Consider the following 20,684-nt stretch of genomic DNA (forward strand, 5'->3'; position numbering starts at 1 on the left):
TCACTCAAACCCACGCGTCACACGCGTTACGTGGACTCCCGGGAAGGGCTCCGGGCGGGACCCGGCGAGGTGCCCGGCGGACCCGACCCTTCCCCCTCGCGCCCCATGTCCCCCTCGGGTCCCACCAGCCACTCGGGAACCGTCGTCGACAGCCCGTACGCCCCGCGCAGCGCCTTCTCCAGCTCCACCGGCAGCGCGGCGGTCGCCCGGTCCCACGCGTCCAGGAACGCTTCCTCGGTCTTCGCCCGCTCCGCCTGCTGCCACGCGAGCCGTGCGACCTCCAGCCGCTCCCGCTGCACCCCGGCCGGACCGGCCAGTTCGGGCCGCCCCTTCACCGTGTCCAGGAACCGCGACTCGGCGCCCAGCGCCGCATCCATCGTCCACGCCCAGCCGTTGTAGGCCTGCAGCGCGTCGGCCACCTCTTCGTCCGGCTGCTTCCCCAGCGCCTCGTCCACCTCCTTCATGACCTTCAGGAAGGCCACCTGCTCGGGCGTCAGCATGCCCGCGTCGTTGCGCAGGCTGCCGCGGTGCTCCCGGTCCGGGGTGCCGATCACGCACACGATCCGCCGGTCCCCGTAGCTCCAGCTGCGGCGCGAGGGGGCGAAGTAGTACAGCTCCGCGTACGCGGGCAGGGCCCAGGTGTCCATCGCGTACGCGTCCTGCGCGCTCCAGCAGTCCTCCGAGGCGGTGTTCCTCATCCGCTCCGCCCCGGGGAACGTCTGCTCGCTCATCGAGGTCGCTGAGGTCACCTCCGCGTCGTGGACCTCGGCGCAGTCGATCCGGAACACGAGGGGTGCCTCGGCGAGCAGGTCACCGCCGGCCACGTTGAAGCAGTGCCCGACGCGCAGTTCGGAGGCGTCCACGAGCGTGCCCTCCACGTCCTCGCGGAGCTGCGCCGCGCGCCGGGAGCCGCTCCGTTCGCCGAGGGTGTCCAGGGCCCGTCCGAGCACGGGGAGGGCGACGGCGACGGCGAGGCTCATCACCAGCGACACCGCCAGCCCCCAGACGGCGAGCGCCTTGCCCCGTTCACCGTTCTTCCCGATCTGCACGAGGGCCACGATCGCGAAGACGATGCCGAGCGGCGGGAAGCAGAGCAGCCCGACGAGCAGGGAGGCGAGCGCGAAGCCGTTGAGCGGGCGCGGCCCGTACGCGTACCCCTGCGGGGGCGGGGCGGGCCAGTGGTGCGGGGGCTGGGTGGTCACGGGGCTCCAGGAGGGAGGCGAACGAATGCGCGAATGGTACGCAGCGGGGGCGGCCGTCGAAACGGCCGCCCCCGCCGGGTTCATCGCGTCCCTACCGCACCGGGGTCGGGACCCGGGCTCAGAACTGGAGCGCCCAGGAGTCGATCTTTCCGGTGTCGATGTTCGCGTTGTCGTTGACCCGGAGCTTCCACACTCCGTTGGCCACCTCGGAGGAGGCGTTGACCGTGACGGACTTGATGATGTTGTCCGCGCTGCCGCCGGAGCGGTTGTGCAGGTTGTACAGGGTGCCGTCGGGGGCGACCAGGTCGACCTTCAGGTCACCGATGTAGGTGTGCTTGATGTCGACCGAGACGCTCAGCGTGGCCGGGGCGTTGCCGGAGATCCCGCTGACGGTGATCGGCGAGTCGACGGTGGAGTTGTCGGCGATCGCGTAGTCGGCGGTGTTCTCGAAGCGGGTGCCCGGGTTCGGCGGGGTGGTGGAGTTGCCGATGTTGAGCAGCCGGTTCGGGGAGCCGGTGCCGGGGCTGGTCACGACGTTCGGCGTGGCCGCGTTCACCAGGGCCGTGGAGACCTGGGCCGGGGTGGCCGTCGGGTTGGCGGCGAGGTGGAGGGCGGCGGCGCCGACCACGTGCGGGGTCGCCATCGAGGTGCCGGAGATGGTGTTCGTGGCGGTGTCGCCGGTGCCCCACGAGGAGGTGATGTTGGAGCCGGGGGCGAAGAGGTCCAGGACGGCGCCGTAGTTGGAGTAGCTCGCCTTGGCGTCGGTGCTGGTGGTGGCGCCGACGGTGATGGCCTCGGTCACGCGGGCCGGGGACTTGGTGTTCGCGTTGGTGGACTCGTTGCCCGCCGCGACCCCGTACGTGATGCCGCTGGCTATGGAGTTGCGCACCGCGGTGTCCAGCGCGGAGTCCGCGCCGCCGCCGAGGGACATGTTCGCCACGGCCGGCTTGACGGCGTTGCGGGTCACCCAGTCGATGCCGGCGACGACCTGGGCGGTCGTACCGGAGCCGTTGTTGTCGAGCACGCGCACGCCGACGATCTTGGCCTTCTTGGCCACGCCGTACGCGGTGCCCGCGACGGTGCCGGCGACGTGCGTGCCGTGGCCGTGGCCGTCCTGGGCGGTGTTGTCGTTGTCGATGGCGTCGAATCCGTCGGAGGCGCGGCCGCCGAAGTCCTGGTGGGTCTTCCGGACGCCCGTGTCGATGATGTACGCCGTCACGCCCTCGCCGGCCTTGTCCGGGTAGGTGTAGCTCTGGTTCAGCGGCAGGGCCGCCTGGTCGATCCGGTCCAGGCCCCAGGACGGCGGGTTCGGCTGGGTGGTGTCGACGGTGAACACCCGGTTCTGCACGACCGACTTGACGGCTGGGTCGGCCGCGAGCTTCTTGGCCTGCGCCTCGGAGACCTCGATGGAGTAGCCGTTGAGGGCCGCGCTGTAGGTCCGGTCGATCCTCGCGCCGTACCGCTTGGCCACGGCCTTGCCGCTGTCGGCCGTGGAGCGGGCGGCGGAGTCGTTCAGGGTCACGATGTAGCTGCCGGAGATGGTGCCCTCCGCGCCGGCGTTCTCGATGACGCCCTGCGGGGCGAGCGGGGCCGCCGAGGCGGGTAACGCGAGTGCGGCTCCGAGGGCGAGGGCCAGTGTGGCGGTCGCTCCGATGCCGGTGATCTTCCGGCGGGTGTGACGCGTCGCGGACATGTGAGGGGTCCTCCTCATAGGTGGTGCGCTGCGGGGGGTGCGCAGCCGTCGGGCCTGTCGTCAGGGCATGGCTTTTAGACATGCCCATGACAATCAATTCGGCCCAACGATGCGCCGCTGACGAAAGGTTGACCCACGGAGTCGCTCCACCACAAGAGGACAACGAACGCGTAACATCCGTGCCATACCTCGGCCATGAACGAGCAAAGGCTCACCGCACATGACGCACGCACTACCCGGCTACGTCTGCGCCGACGACGGCACCCGCGCCGACGCCCGGACGGCTCCGTGGTGCTGCCCGCTCTGTGGCGGCCCGTGGGACCTCGACTTCGTCCCCGACCCGGCCGCCGTGCTGGATCCCGCGGCCGGGCCCCACTCGCTCTGGCGCTACGGCTCCGCCCTGCCGCTGACGGGGGCCTTCGCCGTCACGCTGGCGGAGGGGAACACCCCGCTGGTGCCCCTGTCGGAGCGGGTGCACGCCAAGCTCGACTTCCTGATGCCCACGCTGTCCTTCAAGGACCGCGGCGCGGTGATGCTCGCGGAGGTGGCGCGCCGGCTGGGGCCCGAGCGGGTGGTGGCCGACAGCAGCGGCAACGCCGGTACGGCCTTCGCGGCCTACTGCGCACGGGCCGGGCTGAGCTGCGAGGTCTTCGTGCCGGAGGGCACCTCGGCGAAGAAGACGGAGCAGATGCGCGCGCACGGCGCGACGGTGACGGTGGTGCCGGGCGGACGCGAGGCGGCGGCGGTGGCGGCCCGCGAAGCGGCCGACCTGCCGGGGGTGTTCTACGCCAGTCACGTCTTCAACCCGTACTTCCTGCACGGCACCAAGACGTACGTCTACGAGATCTGGGAGGCGCTGGGCGGCCACCTGCCCGAGGTGATCGTCGTCCCGGTCGGCAACGGCACGCTGCTGCTCGGGGCCGCGCTGGCGGTGGAGGAGCTGGCCCGTCGCGGGGTCCGCCCGCCGACGCTGATCGCCGTCCAGTCGGCGGCCGTCGCCCCGCTGGCCTCCGCCTTCCACGCGGGCGCCGAGGACGCCGGCGCCGTCCCCCAACTCCCCACCCTGGCCGAGGGGATCGCGATCCCGGCTCCGCCGCGGGCCCGCCAGATCCTGGCGGCCGTCCGCAAGGCCGGCGGTACCTTCCTGACCGTCACCGACGAGCAGGTCCGCGCGGCCCAGCTCGACCTGGCCCGGCGCGGGCTCTTCGTGGAGCCCACGGCCGCCGCCTGCTGGGCCGCGGTCGGGCCCACCGCACCCGACGACCCCCTCCGGGGCCGCACCGCGGTCGTCCCGCTCTGCGGCGCGGGCGCCAAGACGGGCCTGGCGGCGCCGGCGGCCTGACGGGAGCGGCGGCCGACCGCGGTCCGACCGGAGCGGCCCGGTCCGGGGACCCGGCGATGGATGCAAGGGACAACGACATAGGCTCCGCGTCATGCGCACCCCAACGGCCCGTGTCTGGATCGCCCTCGCCCTCGTCTACGTCGTCTGGGGTTCGACCTACCTCGGCATCCGGATCGTCGTCGAGACCATGCCCCCGTTCCTCTCCGCCGGGGCCCGCTTCATCACCGCCGGACTCCTCCTGGCCGGCCTCGTCGCCTGGCGCGACGGCCCGGCCGCCCTCAAGGCCACCGGCGCCCAGGTGCGCGCGGCCGTCCTGGTCGGGCTGCTGCTGGTGCTCGGCGGCAACGGCCTCGTCGTCCTCGCCGAGACCTCGATCCCGTCCGGACTCGCCGCCCTCCTGGTGGCCGCGGTCCCGATGTGGCTGGTCGTCCTGCGCGCCGGCTCCGGCGACCGCCCCTCCGCCCGCACCGTGGCCGGGGTGCTGCTGGGCCTCGGCGGGCTCGCCGTCCTGACCAGTCCGGGGCTCGGCGGGGAGATCGCGCTCGGCGGGGTGCTCCTGGTGCTGGCCGGCTCGGTGTGCTGGTCGCTCGGCTCCTTCTCCGGCTCGAAGCTGACCCTGCCCGCGAACCCCTTCACCGGCAGCGCGTACCAGATGCTCGCGGGCGGGGTCGGCGGGATCGTCGTCGGCCTGTGCCGCGGCGAACAGCACGGGCTGGACCTCACCTCGTACTCCACCGCGTCCTGGCTGGCCCTGGGCTACCTCGTGCTGTTCGGCTCGCTCGTCGGCTTCACCGCGTACGTGTGGCTGCTGCGCGCGGCTCCGCTCTCGCTCGTGGCCACGTACGCCTACGTGAACCCGGTCGTGGCCGTCGCCCTGGGCTGGCTCATCCTCGACGAGGCCCTGACCTGGCCGATCCTGCTCGGTGGCGGGATCGTGGTGGCGGCGGTGTGCGTGATCGTCAGCACTGAGCGACGGGGCTGAGTCGTCACTCCCCCTAATCGAACGAGATGCTGTACTTGGTATGGCCGAACTCGGCAATGACCTCCGCATCCGGCTCTCCGTGCCCGGCGGCCACGACCTCACCCAGATCAAGAGGGCTGAACTCCCAAGATTTCGCGAGGATCTGCATGAGGGAGCGAATGCGGAGGAGCGAGATCTGAACGTACGTGAAGATCCTGTCCCCGAACATGTTCGTCCCCCTGAGCAGGACGATGGCGAGCTCGTCCGGTGTGCCCGCTCCCTCGGGCTCGGACTCGGGCTCCGGCGGCGTTGTGGAGCGGAACTCGGCTGCTTCTCGGGTCAGTTGCGCCAGTCGATGGCGCAGATCAGCCCGCCGTTCCGGGGCCACGGTGTTCCAGGAAGCGACAGCGAGTGGTTGCGCGACCGAGTACAGCGGCAGGAGCAGAGTAGGGCGGGCGGTGCCCGCCCGATCGGCGATCAGGTCGAGCATCATGCTGGCCGGCCATTCCGCCAGTACCTTCCGGGCGCGGCTCCGGACGGCGTGGTCCTCGTCGTCGAGGAGTTCGGCGACGGGGTCGAAGAGGGCTGGTCCGGCAGGCAAGTCGGCCAGCAGGATCAGTGCCGCGTGCCTGATCCGGGGATCGGGGTCGGCCAGCAGGTCCGGGAGGTCGGCGGCGAGGGCGCTCCGGGGACGCCGGGCCTCATTCAGCAGGCCCGCGGCGCCCAGGACCGCCAGACGGACCTCGGGGTCGGGATGCGCCATCAGGCCCATCAGGGCATGGGTGACCTCCGCGGTGACGGTCTCACCTAGGGCAAGGGCCGCGGCCCGCACCGTGTAGGGCCGTTCGTCGGACAGGAACCCGAGCAGTTCCCTCACGATGCGGGGGTCGTCCGTGCCGCGCAGCCGGTTGGCAGCAGCGACCGGGCGATCGTCGGCGGCGATCGCGGCGACAAGGGCCTGCTGATCCCAGCTCAGCGGGTCGTCCGCGCGGCTTTGGGTCCCGGGCTCCGAACGTTCCGGCTCGGCGGTGTGGCCTGCCTCGTCAAGCAGGTGCGCTGCCCAGTGGGACAGGGTGAAGCTCGAGTCGGCGGTCAGCGTCCGCAGGGCTTCGGTGGCGCGAGGGTCCGGTGCCGTCGCCAGGATCTCTGCCGCCGCCATCCGCACCGCGATCTCCTCGTCGTCGGTGGCAGCCTTTATGAGCCCGGTCAGAACCCTGTCGTCGGTGTGACGATGGCGCAGAGCGCACACCGCGTTGAGCCGGGATATCGCCGCCGGATGCTCCAGCAGGGCCAGGATTTCAGCCAGTACCAGGTCCACGGCGCCGGCGGCCAGCGCGTCCCCCGGGCTCGTCATCATTACACCGCGCGGATCCCTGACGGCTTCCAGCAGGGCCCGGGCCGGCCTTTCCCCGTGCCGCCCGGCCAGCACCTCCCAGTCATCTTGGTTCGCCTCGCCGAAGACCAGCCGTTCGATCAGCAACGTGTCGACTTCATCCGTACCAACCATGGACAAGCTGCGCCGGGCCACGGCGACGACCTGGGGATCGTCCGACGTGCGGGCCAGGTCCAGCACCTCGGCGGTGACCGCGGGCGGCAGGTTGGGGAGCCATCTGTGCAGGAAGTCGGCGGTTCCCGACCGCTCCGATTCCGGGGTCAGGAGGTGCGTGACCCGCCGGGCCGCCTCGGCCGAGACCTGTGGCGGGACGGAACGGTGGTCGGGCAGCTCCGCGAGGATCCGGAGGGCAGCGAACAGCGCTCCGTGGAACGGGTCCAGAGGAAGGTGCAGCAGGTGCTCGACCATCCGCATCACCGTGGCCGTGCGGTCCTGGCGGGCCAGGATGCCGCCGGCCATGGCCCATGCGGTCCGCCATTCGTAGTGCAGACAGCGATCCTCGGCCAGCTCCTCGATGAGCTCCCCCGCCGACAGCTCCGACAGGTGCACCGCGACGAGGAACACCGCGAAGTAGCGGTGCACGAAGAGGTACGGGACGTCCGCGCCGGGGCGGTGGTCCGCGGCGGGGGCCAGCATGCCCGCCTCGACGGAGAACAGCCTCAGCGCGCCCGCCGGGTCGTAGCCGGCCCCGGCCAGTTCCTTGGAGTGGCCGCGCAGCACGGTGAGGATGCGCTGGCCCGACATGCGGTCCCGCCAGCCCTCGGGGTCGGAGGCGAAGGCGTGGGCCAGGGGTGCGAGCACGCTGATCAGGCGGTCCACCTCGGCCGGTTCGACCACCGGGGTCGTCGGCCAGCGGTTCTCGGCGCCCAGGAACCGGCGCACCACCCGTTCCAGCACCGCGGACGGCTGCGCGGGGAGGTCGTCTCCCTCTTCGGCCAGACCGCACAGCAGGGCCGCCATGAGGGGCGCTTCGACCAAGGCCGCGACGGCGGCGTCGTTGGCCACGCGCTCCCGCAGGGCGGCCGCGGCCGGGGCGGACAGCCCCCACAGGTCGATCAACGTGTCGACCGCCGCGCGGCCCAGCGGCAGGAGCTGGGCCTCCACCGTCGAACGGGAGGATGTCGGCGGCCCGGTGTAGCCGGCCACCCTGCTGGTCACCAGCAAGCCGCCGCCGATCCGCTCGCTCCAGTGGGACAGCAGGTGGTCCACCCGGCCCCGCTCCGCGCGCCCGGGCAGTTCGTCGAGGGCGTCCACGAGCAGGGTGGCCCGGCCCTCGGCCAGCAGGGCGGCGAGGGTGTTCCGTAGGGATGTGGGCACCGGATGCCAGACGGAGAGGCGGTCCACGAGGGCTTCGACGAGGCGGTCGTGGGGCAGGGCTGCGAGTTCGTCGGCCCGTACGGGCACGGGGAGCTCGGATGCCGCGGGCTCGCTCCCCTCTCCCAGTGCTTCCAGGGCCGTACGGGCGCGCCGTGCGGTCTCCGAGCGGATCAGCCAGGACTTGCCCATCCCCGCGTCGCCCAGGACGACGAGGTGGCGGTACCGTCCGGCGGCCTCGGACCAGGCCACGGGGGCGGGGTCCGCGGCGTGACGTATGCGGACGGAGCGCGGGAGGGCGAAGAGGTCGAGGTCCTCGGGCACGTAGCGCGGGCGCCCTTCGTGCTGGGCCCAGTGCTCCAGTGCGGGAAGGAGGCCTTCGAGGTAGGCGCGCAGGGGGTCAGGGGCCGGCGCCGGGTCCGAGGCCCGGAGCGGGGGTGTGTCGGCCCGGGCGGCGGCGGCCCGCTTGCGGAGGCGTTCCGCCTTGGCCGGGTCTCCGTCGAGGGCCTCCACCACGAGGTGGAGGTTCCCCTGGGAGATCAGGCGGCGTCCGGTGAAGAACGGCGAGAGCGTGCTCTGGGCCAACCCGACCTGTCGGCCCAGCTCCGCGAAGGAGGGCCGGCCGGCCTCCCGGTGGATGTCGTCGAGGTATTCGAGCAGCGCACGGAGCGGCCCGTCGGACGGCCAGTGTTCCTTCCCGAACGTCGCCACGTGCGCCCCTCCTCGCCCGGACACCGCGCCCGGGCCTCCCGTCGGCCCGGCGTTCGCGGACCGTACGCGCAGCGGATCGCGGCGGCCGGACGTCTGCGCTGGTCACGACCCCGCCGCCGGACGTGCCGCGTCCCCCGCGTACGCGTTTCGTCGCCACTTCCTTCCCCGCCGTCCGGGCGCCAACACCCTTGATTCAGCGGGCAGATCGGCCCGCCATCGCGAGAGGGGCGTCACCGTGGAGGAATGGCAGACGTGGATGCAGGCAGCCACCGGAATCATCGGGCTGGTCAACGCCGCTGTTCGGCTCGGCGCCGTGGTCCTGCGCCGGCGCGCAGCCGCCCGGAGGGGGTCCGTGCCGGCCGGCCCGGGGGACGGCGGGGCGGGTGACCGTACGTGACACGTGACCGGTGGATCTCAACCGCTCTGCTTCGCCGCCCGCTCGTACAGGGCCTTCGCGCGGTCGTCGAACAGGGCGGCCGTGGAGTCCACGTCCGTGTCCCCGCCGCTCAGCACCCCGATGAGCTGGCCCGGCCGCCCCGGCCCGCCGCGGTCGGCGATCCACGGGCTGCCGCTCGTCCCCGTCCAGAACCCCGAGCAGTTGATGTAGAGCATCGCGGGGTCGTCCTCGTCGTGCCGGCTCTGCGTCGTACAGGCGACGGGCTTGTTCTCGGGGTTGTGCTCGGACTGCGGATAGCCGACGACGGTCACCTCCCGCTCGTAGCCGGAGGTCCACACGGGCTTCGGGGCCTCGCCGTGTCCGACGACCTCTTGCAGGCTGCGCCCGTCCGCGTCCGGTTCGACGGTGAGGAAGGCGAAGTCGGCGGTGTCCTCGCCCCACTTCGTCCAGCGCTCGTCGACCTGGACGGAGCGCACCTTCCACACGCCGAGCGGCCGCTGCCCGGAGCCCTCCCCGGAGAAGGCGGGGGCGAAGGCCAGCTCGCCGATGGCCAGCCCGTCGTGCGCGGCCTCGCCCGGCCGCCCGTCCTCGCCGGCGGGGGCCACGCAGTGCGCGGCGGTGGCGACGACGTTGCCCTGCGGGCTGTCGACGACGCTGGCCGTGCACCAGTGCTCGCCGTTGGCCATGAGGACGCCGACGGTGGGGAAGGGGAGCGCGCCGCGTTCCTCGTAGCCGCCGGAATCCCTGACGAACACCACGGCGAGCAGTGCGACGGCCCCCGCGAGGGCGGCCGAAACGATCCCCTTGAGCCCGGGGCTCACCGCGGGGCGGCGCCGCTCGCGCCGCCGCTCGGGGCCGGCCGGGGCTTCGGGGTGGGTGCGGACATCACCTTGCTGATCCACTCCAGTGCGCCCTCCCTCATCCCGCGTACGTAGGACTTCCCGTTGTGCTCACCATCCTGGATCACCTGCAGCGTGGTGTGCACGGGACCCTTGCCGTAGTCCTTCATGAACCGCTCGGCCTTTTCCCGGCCGGACTCCTTGGTGCCGATCTGGAAGTTCACGTAGACGTCCGGGCCGCCCGCCGCGATCAGCTTCGCGGCGAGCTTCTCCGGGTTGTTCTCGTCCATGGCCTGCGTGTTTCCCTTCCACAGCGGGGAATCGGGGACGATGTCGACCCCGCTCGCGATGGCCGCCTTGAAGCGGTCGGGGTACTTCAGGACGTGCTTGAAGGCTCCGAATCCGCCCGCCGAGGAGCCCATGAAGGCCCACCCGTCGCGGGAGGTGAAGGTCCGGAAATTGGCCTTCGCGAAATCCGGGACGTCTTCGACCATCCAGGTGCCCATCTTGGGCTCTCCGGGGATGTCCGAGGCGTCGAAGTGGTGCTTGGTGTCGGCGTTGTGCACCGGCATGACCAGGATGAAGGGCAGGCTCTTGCCGGACTTCGCCCCGTCGCTCACGGCCTGCTGGAGGCCGAGGCCGGGGCCCGTCCCCCAGTAGTTCGTGGGGTAGCCGCGGCCGCCGGGCAGGGAGATCAGGACCGGGAAGGCGCTGTCGGCGTAGGCCGGGTCGTCGTACTCCTTCGGCACCCACACCCAGACGTCGCCCGTGAACCCGGACTTCTTGCCCGTCAGGGTGGCCTTGGCGATCTGGGTGCCGTCCGGCAGCCGGGAGGTCCGGACGAAATCGGCCTTCGGCCCGGTGGGCATGCGTACGCCGGGTGCGGACCCGGTGTCGGAGGCGGTGGAGGCCGCGGTCCGGGACTTCCCGAAGGAGACGGGATCGCCTATGTCCGAGAAGAGGCCGTAGTGGTACGCGGCCGCCCCGCCGCCCGCCAGGAGGGTGAGCCCGAGCCCCCCGCTGATCAGGATCAGGCGCAGCCGGCGCTTGGGGCGGCCGGCCCCGGGACCGGCGGCGCCCTCGGGACCGGCGCCGCCGCCGCTCGTGGCGGTCGTGGCGGCGCCCTCGGTCGTGGTCGCGCCGTCCCCGGTGGTGGCGGCCCTGTCACCCTGCAGGTCTTGGTGCACGGATCGTTCCCGTTCCTTCTCCGGCGCCCTCTGGGAGCGTGGGTTGGACCGTTTGGTCCCCCTTACATCCATAACAGAGGTATGAACGACCGGATGGGTTGCCTGGGACGGGTGGACGTGTCGAGGGCCACGCGGGTCAGCGGGTCAGCCCGTTTCGGGCTTCGGGCCCTTCAGGACCTTGCTGACCCATTCCAGTGAGCCTTCCTTCATGCCGCGCACGTAGTGCCAGCCGTTGTGCTCGCCGTTCTGGATGTCCCGGATGGTCATCTTGACCGGGCCCTTGGCGTACTTCTGCTGGAACTGCGTCATGCGCTCCTTGCCGCTCTCCTTGGTCCCGATCTGGAAGTTGATGTAGACCTCGGGACCGCCCGTGTCGATCAGCTTCTGGGCGAGCTTCTCGGGGTTGTTCGCGTCCATCTCCGCCTGGTGGCCCTTCCAGAACGGGGAGTCGGGGACGATCTCGCCGCCGCTCGCGATCACGGCCTTGAACTTGTCCGGGTGCTGGAGGACCTGCTTCATGCCGACGAAGGCGCCGGAGGAGGAGCCCATGAAGGCCCAGCCGTCGCGGGACTTGTACGTACGGAAGTTGGCGCGGGTGAAGTCCGGGACGTCCTCGGCGATCCAGGTGCCCATCTTGGGCTGTCCGGGTATGTCGGAGCCGTCGTAGTAGTACTTCGCGTCCGGGTTGAGCACCGGCATGATCACGATGAACGGCAGGCTGGTGCCGGCCTGGACGCCCTCGCTGATGGCCTTCTGGAGGCCGAGGCTGCGGTCGGCCCAGTAGTTGCTCGGGAAGCCGTTGCCCCCGGGGAGCGCGATGAGCACCGGGAAGCCGCTCTTGGCGTACTTCGGGTCCGCGTACTCCTTCGGCGTCCACACCCAGACGTCGCCCTCGAAGCCGGACTTGGCTCCCTTGAGGCGGGTCTTGGCGATGATCGTGCCGTCGTCGAGCTTGGTGGTCTGCTTGAACTCGGAGCTCGGGCCGGTCGCCGGCTGCACGTCCGGGTCGCCGGTCGGCGCGGGCGGACTCGCGGGGGTCTGGCCCGGGTTCCCCTGCGCCGTCCCCGCGTCGGCGGGGGGCGGGGTCTTGCCGAAGCTCACCGAGGAGCCGTTGCCGGAGAACCAGTCCAGCTTCCAGGCGGCGAAGCCACCACCGCCGAGGAGGAGCACGAACGCCACGGCCGCGCTGGTCCACAGCACGCGGCGGGAGCGGGTGCGGCCGGAGAGCTGCGGGGGCTCGGGTATGTGCGGGGGGACGTACGGCTGCTCCTGCCGGTACGAAGGGTCGTACCGGTACGACTGGTCCTGTGGGTACGACTGGTCCTGCGGGTGCGACGGGTAGGGCTGGTACGGCTGGTCATCGGGCCGCGGACGCTGCGGGTCCTGGTGCACGAACTTCGCTCCGAACGGTCATGACTGCCCCCCGGTGGGACAGAAGGGACTGGGATCCCCCTAGTCCTGATGTGTGAATCCCCCGGAAAGTTCCAAATCAGCGCAAAATCATGATCCGGATTCCGCGCACCCCGTCTCGGCTCACCGCAGCGCATCGAGGACGCCCGCGCACCGCCCGAGCAGTCCGATCAGCAGCTCCCGCTCCTCGTCGCTGAACTCGGCGGCGAGCGCCCGCTCCACCGACACCGCCCCCGCGTCGGCCAGCTCCATCGCGGAGCGCCCCTCGTCGGTGAGCCGGGTCTCCAGGACGTTGCGGTGGAGTTCGTGCGGGGTCCGCTCGATGAGTCCGCGCTCCACGAGGTTCTTCAGCACGGTGTTCATGGTCGGCGGCGTCACCCCGCACAGCCGCGCGAGGGAGGCGGCGGAGATCCCGGGCTTCTCGGAGAGCCAGAGCAGGGCGGCGTACTGCGGAACCGTTACTGCGGCCGGCTTCACCGCCGCGTTCTTGGCCCCGACGAGCGCCTGCTCGGCGCGCTTGAGGTAGGAGCCGATGCGCTGCTCGACGGGCATGGAAGTCATCCCCGCATCATAAAGCCCTTGCATGCATTAGAGCTCTAACTTACATTCGTGCTCATCCGGAGAGAAGAGGACGTCCGATGAAGAGGCTCCTGCCCGTCGCCCTGCTGACCCTGACCGCGGCCCTGACCCTCGGCGCGGCCCCCGCCCCCGCCGCCTCGGCCTCGACCTCGGCCTCGACCGGCGACGCCCCCGTCGGCCGGGGAGTCCGTACGGACATCTCCACCGCCTTCGCCCTGCCCGGCGAGCGGGTCTTCCCGGAGGGCATAGCCGCCGACCCCCGCTCCGGCACGGTCTACGTCGGCTCCTACACGAACGGCGCCGTCTACCGGGCCCGCCCCGGCGCCCGCACCGCGGAGGTCTTCCTGCCCCCGGGCACCGACGGGCGGCACACCGCGAACGGGCTGCGGGTCGACGGGCACGGCCGGCTCTGGGTGACCGACTCCACCGCGGGCGTCTCGGTCTACGACACCCGCTCGGGGGCCCGGCTCGCCCACTTCGAGATCCCCGGGAGCGGGCCGCGCTTCCTCAACGACCTGGCCGTCACCCCGGACGGCACCGCCTACCTCACCGACAGCGTCCGCGCGGTGGTCTACCGGGTCACCCCGGAGCAACTCGCCGCAGGCTCCGGGCCGCTGCTGCCCGCGTACGACCTGAGCGGGCTGCTCACCCCCTCCCCGGCGGGCAGCTTCAGCCTCAACGGCATCACGGCGGACCCGGCCGGGCGGTTCCTGCTCACCGTCGACATGACGGCCGGCGATCTCCACCGCATCGACCCGGTCTCCGGGGCGGTGTCCCGCGTCGCCCTGACCGGCGGGGACCTGAAGACCGCCGACGGCCTCGACCTCGCCCCCGGCGGGGTGCTGCGCGCGGCCCAGAACACGCGCAACACCCTGAGCCGCTGGCAGGTGTCGGCCGACGGTACGCGGGCCCGCCTGGTCCGCACCGTCACGGACCCCGCGCTCCAGATCCCGACCACGCTGGTGCAGGTGCCGGGGCGGACCCTGGTGGTCCGGTCCCAGTTCGACAAGGACGGCGGGCCGCTGCCCTCGACCGGCGGCGCGCCGACACAGTTCACGGTCGCCTCGGTCCGCGGGTTCTGACGTCCGGGCGGGTACTGACGTCCGGGCGGGTTCCGGCGGCCGACTCCGTCGGCGGGTTCCGTCGGCCGGCTCCGTCAGCCGCGCAGGTAGGCCAGCACCGCGAGGACCCGGCGGTGGGATTCCTGCGCCGGGGGCAGGTCGAGCTTCATCAGGATGTTCCCGATGTGCTTGCCCACCGCCGCCTCCGAGACGGTGAGCCGGCGGGACACCTCGGCGTTGGAGTGTCCCTCGGCCACCAGGGCGAGGACCTCCCGCTCGCGGGCCGTCAGCCGTTCCAGGGGGTCGCGGCGGCGGCTGATGAGCCGGCGCACCACCTCGGGGTCGACCACGGTCCCGCCGGCCGCCACCCGCGCGACCGCGTCGAGGAACTCCTCGACCTGCCCGACGCGGTCCTTGAGCAGGTACCCGACGGCCGTCCCGTCGCCGGAATCGAGCAGCTCGGCGGCGTACGAGCGCTGCACGTACTGGGAGAGGACCAGGACGGGCAGGTCCGGCCGGGTCTCGCGCAGCCGCACGGCCGCCCGCAGTCCCTCGTCGGTGTGGTCCGGGGGCATCCGCACGTCGGTGACGACGATGTCCGGCCGGTGCTCGGCGACGGCCGCTTCGAGCGCGGCCGCGTCGCCGACGGCGGCCACCGTGCGGTGGCCGAAGCGGGCGAGCAGACCGACGAGGCCCTCGCGGAGCAGCACGGAGTCCTCGGCGAGGACCACGCGCAGGCCCGCCGGGGCGTTTACCGGATCTTCGGTGCCTTCGGAACGCAAGGGATCTCCACACGCAGCAGGGTCGGACCTCCAGGAGGACTGGTCAGGGTCAGTCTGCCGTCCACGACGGACACCCGGTCGGCGAGTCCCGTCAGTCCGCTCCCCCGCCCCGCGTCCGCGCCGCCGCGGCCGTCGTCGGCCACCTCCACGGTGAGCCGGGTTCCGTCGTGCCGTCCGGTGACGGTGATGCGGCCCGCCCCGCTGTGCTTGGCCGCGTTGGCCAGGGCCTCGCTGACGAAGAAGTACCCGGCGGACTCTGCCGGTTCGGGGAGCCGGCCGGGGAGGTCGAAGTCGGTGTCGACCGGGATCGGCGAGCGGTCGGCGATGTCGGCGACGGCGTCGGGCAGGCCCCGGTCGCTGAGCACCTGCGGGTGGATGCCGTGGACGAGCTCGCGCAGCGAGGTCAGCGCCAGCCCGGCCTCGGCGTGTGCGGCGGCCAGTTGCGCGGCGAGCGGGCTGCCGGGCGGGGCGTCGAGCCGGGCCAGGCCCAGGGCCATGGACAGCGCGACGAGCCGCTGCTGCGCGCCGTCGTGCAAGTCCCGTTCGATGCGCCGCCGTTCGGCGTCGAAGGCGGCCGCCAGCCGGGCCCGGGAGCTGGTCAGCTCGGTGACCTTGACGGCCAGGTCTGCGGGGCCGGGGCCGAGCATCAGCCGGGCCAGGGCCGCGCGGGCGGCCGCCGCCACGCCGAGCGCGTAGAGGAAGAGCGGCAGGAGGAGCAGGCCGACGGCGGCGCACAGCAGGGCCTCGGGGTAGCCGGTGATGCCGTGGATCTTGAGGGGGTTGGCCTGTTCCCCGTCGAGGGCGAGCAGTACCGGCGTCGCCAGGAGGTCGGCGGGCAGGAGGAGCGCGGTGCCCACGGCGAGCAGTTCCAGCGGCCACAGCAGGGTGGCGGCGAGCACCGCGTAGCCCAGTTCCCGCCAGGTCGCCTGCTCGCGGAAGCGGGTGCGGGCCCACGCCGCGAGCCCCGTACGGTCCGGATCGCGGTGCGGGTCGGGCAGCGGCGCGGAGCCCGGGTCCCACAAACGCAGCCGGCGGCGCTCGACGGCCGCGAACGGTACGCCGGCCAGCGCGAGCGCGGCGAGCAGCGGAAGCCCCACGAGGACGACGGCGAGCACCGCCCCGGACACGGCGAGCAGGGTCAGCACGGCGAAGGCGAGCGCGCCGATGATGCCGCCGGAGAGCAGGTAGGCGGCGGCGCGCCACGGCCGGGCGGTGCGCAGGTACCGGCCCGGGACGGGGAGGGAGAGCGGCATGCGTCCACCGTAGGCGGCGGGCGCGGGCGGCGCGGTAGGGCTGGCCATACCCTCGGGACTCGCCCCTGCCCCGCTGACCGGGGGCCGCGCGGCCGGTTGGCTGGGAACCATGCTGAAGATCGCGTTGAGGTCGCTGCGGCGGCGCTGGATGACACAGGTGGGAACGTTCGTGGCGGTGGCCCTGGGGGTCGCGCTGATGACCGTCATGGGGCTGGGGCTCGCCGCTTCGGCGGCGCTGCCGGATGGTGCCGAAGTGGTGGGCCTCAACTCCATGCTGGGCACCGCGGGCGGGGTGAGCTCGTTCGTGGCGGCCTTCGTGGTGGCGTCGACCTTCTCCTACGCCGTGGCCGCGCGGCGGCGCGAGCTGGGGCTGCTGCGGCTGGCCGGATCGACGCCGGGGCAGCTGCGGCGCCTCGTGATGACGGAGGCGGCGGCCGTCGGGCTGGCCGGGTCGGCGGCCGGGATCGTCCTGGGCCGGGCGGGTGCGCCGCTGATGGCCCGCTGGACGGTGACGCAGGGGCTGGCGCCCGCCGGGTACGCGATCGGGGACCAGACCTGGCCGCTGCACACGGCGTTCTGGACCGGGCTGCTGGTCGCGCTGTCGGGGGCGTACGCCGCTTCCCGGCGGGCGGGCCGGGTCGGTCCGCTGGAGGCGCTGCGCGAGGCCGTGACCGACGAGCGGCCCATGACCCCGGGGCGCTGGGTGGCCGGGGGCGGGCTGCTGCTGGGTGCGGTCGCCTTCGTGGCGTGGCGGCTCGGTTCCGACCCGGGCACGCTGCTCAAGCGCAAGACGTACACCTGGCAGCCGATGCTGCTGATCTCCGCGTGCGGGATGCTGGCGCCGGTGCTCGTACGGCCCGTCGTGCGGCTGCTGATGTGGGTCCCGGTCCGGCTGACCTCCTACGCGGGCCGGGTGGTGCGGGCGAACGCCGCCGCCGGGATCCGCCGGACGGCCGCGGTGGCGGCGCCGGTGCTGGTGATGGTCGCGCTGACCGGATCGCTGCTGGGCGCGGCCTGGACGGTGACCGGGGCGAAGACGGCGGAGGCCCGTGCCCGGACCGGCGCGGACTACGTGCTGACCGGCGGGCGGCTGCCGGACTCCGCCGAGATCGCCGGCGTCCCGGCGGGGAGCGTCCTCGCGGTGGCCGACACCCGGCTGACGGTGCTGGAGGAGGGGTTCGTGAAGGTGCCGACGGAGGCCTCGGCGGTCGATCCGGCGGCGCTGGCGGAGGTCTCCCGGCTGCCGGTGGTGGCGGGCTCGGTCGCGGACCTGGACGACGGCGGCATCATCGTCACGGAGGAGTGGTGGCAGCACCGGGTGGGCGACTCGGTACCGCTGTGGCGGGCGGACGGTACCGCCGCCCGGCTGCGGATCGTGGCGGTGATGCGGACGGGCACCGGCAACAACGGGGCATACGTCACCCCGCGCAACGCGCCCGGCGCCGAGGTCTCGCGCGTCGAGGTGCGGGCGCCCGCGTCCGCGGCTCCCGCGGTCCGCGCGGCGGCGGCCCGTTACGGGGCCACGGCCCACACCAAGGAGGAGTGGCTGACGGCGACGCACCCGCGCACGAACCGCTTCACGGTGCTCGGCTACGTCCTGGTCCTGGGCATCGCCCTGCTCTACACGGCGATCGCGCTGGCCAACACCCTGCTGATGGCCACCTCCGACCGGGCCGGCGACCTGCGCCTGCTCCGGCTGGCCGGGGCCACCCGGGGCCAGGTCCTCGCGGTGACGACGGCCGAATCCCTGCTCGCGGTCGCGGTCGGCACCGTCCTCGGGACCGCGGTCACCGCGGTCAACCTGGCGGGCATGCGCGCCGCCCTCGCGGCCCTCGGGGTGGACTCGCCGGTGGTGGTCCCCTGGCTCGCGATGGGGGCGGTCGCCGGTCTCTGCGCCGTGCTCGCGGCCCTGTGCACCCTGCTGCCGGCGGCCCGCGCCCTGCGCCGCCGGACAGGACGGCGCAGGGTGCGGTCGGGTGAAACACCCGGTATCGGTGCCGAGTTGGCTGAGTTGGCCTCGGTCTGAGGCCGGTCTCCCCCGGCCTTGGTCTGAGGCCGGTCTCCCCCGGCCTCGGTCTGAGGCCGGTCCGCCCCGGCTCAGTCCAGGGTCGGGGCCTGGCGCAGGATCTCCACCTCGAGGCGCTGGAGCGCGGGGCTCGACGAGATGCCCAGGTCCTCGGCCATGCGCCGCTGATGCATCCGCAGCACCGAGAGCGCGTCGGCCTGACGTCCGGCCCGGTACAGGGCCAGGCTGAAGAGTTCACAGCCGTATTCGCGCAGCGGATGGGACTGGGTGAAGCCCGCCAGTTCCGAGACGGCCACTTCGTGGGCGCCCACGGCGATCAGTGCCGCGCAGCGGCCCTCGACCACCGAGAGGCGCAGTTCCTCCAGGCGCACCACCTCGGGCGACACGTGGGTGGCGTCGGAGACTTCCGCGTACGCCTCCCCGCGCCACAGGGCGAGCCCGGCCTCGAACTCGTCGAGGGCCCGCTGCGGGTCACACCGGTCCAGTGCCTGCCAGCCGGCGGTCGCGCAGGTGCCGAACCGGTGGGCGTCCACGTCCACGACACTGCTGTCCAGTAAGTAGCCGCGACCCCGGGTGCGCAACACCTTCGCGGGCTTGCGCGGTGCGCGGTCCGGCTCCAGCACCCGGCGCAGGTTGGCGATGTAGGCGTGCAGCGAGGAGATCGCCGACTGCGGGGGCTGGCCGTCCCACAGCGCTTCCACGAGCACGTCCACCGATACGGGCTGGCCCACCTGGCTGACCAGCAGGGTGAGCGCCGCCCGCTGCTTCGTGGCCCCGAGGTCCACGTAGCGTCCGCCGATGGTCGCCTCGATCGGACCCAGGACCCGGAACTCGACCTTGGCCGGCGCTGCGTCCCGGGCCTCCTCCGGGTCCTCCTGCGCCCACCGGACACCGCCGTGCGGCCGCGGAGCGGGGGGCTGGGGCGCGACGGCGTGCGCACCAGTCCGCTCGCGGGCCATCTCGAAGACGGCGGCGGGAGGCGGGGACTGGAGGTCGAGCTCCAGCGCCATCGTGAAGTACATCTTCAGCGTCTCGTTGGCCTGGCGGAGTTCCCGTACTTCCCGCTCCAGCTCGGCGACGCTCCGCGTGCTCCGTGTACCCGTCGTACCCGTCGTACTCGCCGCACTCCTCGTACTGCCTCCCAAACGCTGTCCGACGACAATGTCCGTACCTCGCCTACCGCCGCCCCTGAGGTCTGCGGTCAACACACCGAAATCAATTTCTTCGTTCACTGCCTCTGTACTCATCAAGCTCCCCCGAAAGATGCGTACGTCCCGGCCTCAGCCGGATGACGAGAGTCGTCACCTCTGCACCAGGAAGGATCCTGCATGGCGATCAAGAATGACAACCCCCGTTGAAAATCTGGTGAGTTGAACTTTAGCCAGCCGGATGGCATATGCCCGCACCAGTAGATCCGGGCAACGTTCGGAATCCCGCACTCCCTCGCGCGATGACGTTCAGCTCGTCACTGATCATGCTGGGAGCGCCGGGGTGGGGATCATTCCGCTTCCCCTCCGACCGGCGCTCCGCATTAGGGCCCTCGCCCCTCGACTACCGCGCGAAGATCAACGTGGTCGGCGAAGGCGTGCTCTGGAAGGTGATTTCACCGAAGCCGGCCTTCGTGAGCCAGGCGTGGTAATCCGCTCGGCTCCAGGTGCCTCCGTGCCGGCTCTTGAGCAGCATTTCCGAGGCGAAGGTCAGCGCGAAGGGAGGGCCGCTGCGGTCGTCCTCGACGATGTAGTCGGAGACGACCAGCGTACCGCCGGGCTTCAGGGCACTGCGCGCCTTGGCGAAGATCGCGATGTTGTCCTCCGGCCCTTCCTGGTGGGCGATGTTGGAGTACATCACGATGTCGTGCGCGGCGTCGCCGAATCCGGTGGTGTGGAAGTCCCCGTTGATGAAGCCGACGCGATCGGCCACGCCCCGCTCGGTGAGCAGCCTGCGGGCGATCGAGTTGATCGGCTCCCAGTCGAGCTGGGTCGCGCGCGCATCGGGGTTCACTTCCAGCCAGATGCCGGAGCAGATGCCCGAGCCGCCGCCGATGTCGAGGATCGAGATCTCCCCGGCCTCCGACAGCCGCAGCGTCTCGGCGGCGATCTTGGCGACGGGAACGGACTGGGCGGCGATGGCCTGGACGAGCTGCTCCCAGTGCGGGTTGTCGGCCACCTCCACCACGGCGTCCGTCAGCGGGCCGCCGGTGCGGACGACCTCGGGAAGCACCGAAAGGCTGCCCATGTGGCCCATCTTGAGCTTGGCGAACCCGCTCAGCGATTCGGCGCGGCCCTCCACCAGGAAGGCGGACGCCTCGGCGGTGTTGCGGTAGTCGCCGCCGTCCACCTCGACCAGGCCGATGCTGACCAGGCCGTCGAGGAGGGCTTGCGCACCCCGCTCGGAGATCCCGGCGAGGTCGGCCAGGTGGGCGGCGGAGGTAGCGCCGTCCTCCAGGTGGGTGAACAGGGAGTGGCTCGCCGCCGTGCCCAGGATGCCGGTCGCCCAGTACCCGGTGATGAGCCGCATGATCCGATCCGACGTCG

Annotated in this window: 15 protein-coding genes; 4 read left to right on the forward strand and 11 right to left on the reverse strand. The window is 72.4% G+C overall.

Features of this window, described 5'->3' with window-relative positions:
* Positions 1-26: 26 nt before the first annotated feature.
* Both OG898_RS06150 and OG898_RS06155 read right to left on the reverse strand, forming a co-directional pair.
* A complete protein-coding gene (locus tag OG898_RS06150; RefSeq protein ID WP_266955459.1) occupies positions 27-1,202 on the reverse strand; it encodes a DUF4190 domain-containing protein in 1,176 nt (391 codons plus the stop codon).
* 118 nt (positions 1,203-1,320) lie between these two features.
* Positions 1,321-2,895 (reverse strand): S8 family peptidase, encoded by a 1,575-nt coding sequence (locus OG898_RS06155; protein WP_266955461.1) that lies wholly within the window; start codon positions 2,893-2,895, stop codon positions 1,321-1,323.
* Between the two features lie 220 nt (positions 2,896-3,115).
* Between OG898_RS06155 and OG898_RS06160 the strand changes: the two genes are divergently transcribed.
* Both OG898_RS06160 and OG898_RS06165 read left to right on the forward strand, forming a co-directional pair.
* A complete protein-coding gene (locus OG898_RS06160) occupies positions 3,116-4,237 on the forward strand; it encodes a pyridoxal-phosphate dependent enzyme (RefSeq protein WP_266955463.1) in 1,122 nt (373 codons plus the stop codon).
* 91 nt (positions 4,238-4,328) lie between these two features.
* Positions 4,329-5,219, forward strand: a complete 891-nt coding sequence (locus tag OG898_RS06165) for an EamA family transporter (RefSeq protein WP_266955465.1) — start codon at positions 4,329-4,331, stop codon at positions 5,217-5,219.
* A gap of 13 nt (positions 5,220-5,232) precedes the next feature.
* Here OG898_RS06165 and OG898_RS06170 read toward each other — a convergent pair whose 3' ends face one another.
* From OG898_RS06170 to OG898_RS06190, 5 genes are all read right to left on the reverse strand, one after another.
* A complete protein-coding gene (locus tag OG898_RS06170) occupies positions 5,233-8,616 on the reverse strand; it encodes a HEAT repeat domain-containing protein (protein WP_266955467.1) in 3,384 nt (1,127 codons plus the stop codon).
* 414 nt (positions 8,617-9,030) lie between these two features.
* Positions 9,031-9,915 carry a serine protease gene (locus tag OG898_RS06175; RefSeq protein ID WP_250750634.1) on the reverse strand — a complete coding sequence of 295 codons (885 nt, stop codon included), beginning with the start codon at positions 9,913-9,915 and terminating at the stop codon, positions 9,031-9,033.
* Entirely contained in the window at positions 9,831-11,039 is a 1,209-nt protein-coding gene (locus OG898_RS06180; RefSeq protein ID WP_250750632.1) for an esterase family protein, read from the reverse strand. Before OG898_RS06180 ends, OG898_RS06175 begins: the two co-directional genes overlap by 85 nt.
* A gap of 144 nt (positions 11,040-11,183) precedes the next feature.
* Positions 11,184-12,239 (reverse strand): esterase family protein, encoded by a 1,056-nt coding sequence (locus OG898_RS06185; protein WP_250750640.1) that lies wholly within the window; start codon positions 12,237-12,239, stop codon positions 11,184-11,186.
* 333 nt (positions 12,240-12,572) lie between these two features.
* On the reverse strand, positions 12,573-13,010 hold the full coding sequence (locus OG898_RS06190) for a MarR family winged helix-turn-helix transcriptional regulator (protein WP_266955471.1): 438 nt from the start codon (positions 13,008-13,010) through the stop codon (positions 12,573-12,575).
* Positions 13,011-13,087: 77 nt separating this feature from the next.
* Between OG898_RS06190 and OG898_RS06195 the strand changes: the two genes are divergently transcribed.
* Complete coding sequence (locus OG898_RS06195) at positions 13,088-14,110, forward strand: SMP-30/gluconolactonase/LRE family protein (protein WP_266955473.1); 1,023 nt, start codon at positions 13,088-13,090, stop codon at positions 14,108-14,110.
* 74 nt (positions 14,111-14,184) lie between these two features.
* Here the strand turns inward: OG898_RS06195 and OG898_RS06200 are convergent, their stop codons facing one another.
* Together OG898_RS06200 and OG898_RS06205 are read right to left on the reverse strand one after the other, a co-directional pair.
* Positions 14,185-14,871 (reverse strand): response regulator transcription factor, encoded by a 687-nt coding sequence (locus OG898_RS06200; protein WP_250750626.1) that lies wholly within the window; start codon positions 14,869-14,871, stop codon positions 14,185-14,187.
* The gene (locus tag OG898_RS06205; RefSeq protein WP_266955476.1) at positions 14,841-16,124 is read right to left on the reverse strand and encodes a sensor histidine kinase; all 1,284 of its coding nucleotides are present in this window, start codon (positions 16,122-16,124) and stop codon (positions 14,841-14,843) included. The genes OG898_RS06200 and OG898_RS06205 overlap by 31 nt, the downstream gene beginning before the upstream one ends.
* Before the next feature lie 109 nt (positions 16,125-16,233).
* On the opposite strand from OG898_RS06205, the gene OG898_RS06210 reads away from it, so the two are divergent.
* The gene (locus OG898_RS06210) at positions 16,234-18,150 is read left to right on the forward strand and encodes an FtsX-like permease family protein (protein ID WP_266955478.1); all 1,917 of its coding nucleotides are present in this window, start codon (positions 16,234-16,236) and stop codon (positions 18,148-18,150) included.
* A 71-nt stretch (positions 18,151-18,221) separates the two neighbouring features.
* Here the strand turns inward: OG898_RS06210 and OG898_RS06215 are convergent, their stop codons facing one another.
* Positions 18,222-19,295: an AfsR/SARP family transcriptional regulator gene (locus OG898_RS06215; RefSeq protein ID WP_266955480.1), complete on the reverse strand. Its 1,074-nt coding sequence runs from the start codon at positions 19,293-19,295 to the stop codon at positions 18,222-18,224.
* Positions 19,296-19,701: 406 nt separating this feature from the next.
* Positions 19,702-20,667 carry a methyltransferase gene (locus tag OG898_RS06220; protein WP_266955482.1) on the reverse strand — a complete coding sequence of 322 codons (966 nt, stop codon included), beginning with the start codon at positions 20,665-20,667 and terminating at the stop codon, positions 19,702-19,704.
* Between the last annotated feature and the right edge of the window lie 17 nt (positions 20,668-20,684).

The organism is Streptomyces sp. NBC_00193, assembly GCF_026342735.1.
Lineage (GTDB): Bacteria > Actinomycetota > Actinomycetes > Streptomycetales > Streptomycetaceae > Streptomyces > Streptomyces stoeckheimensis.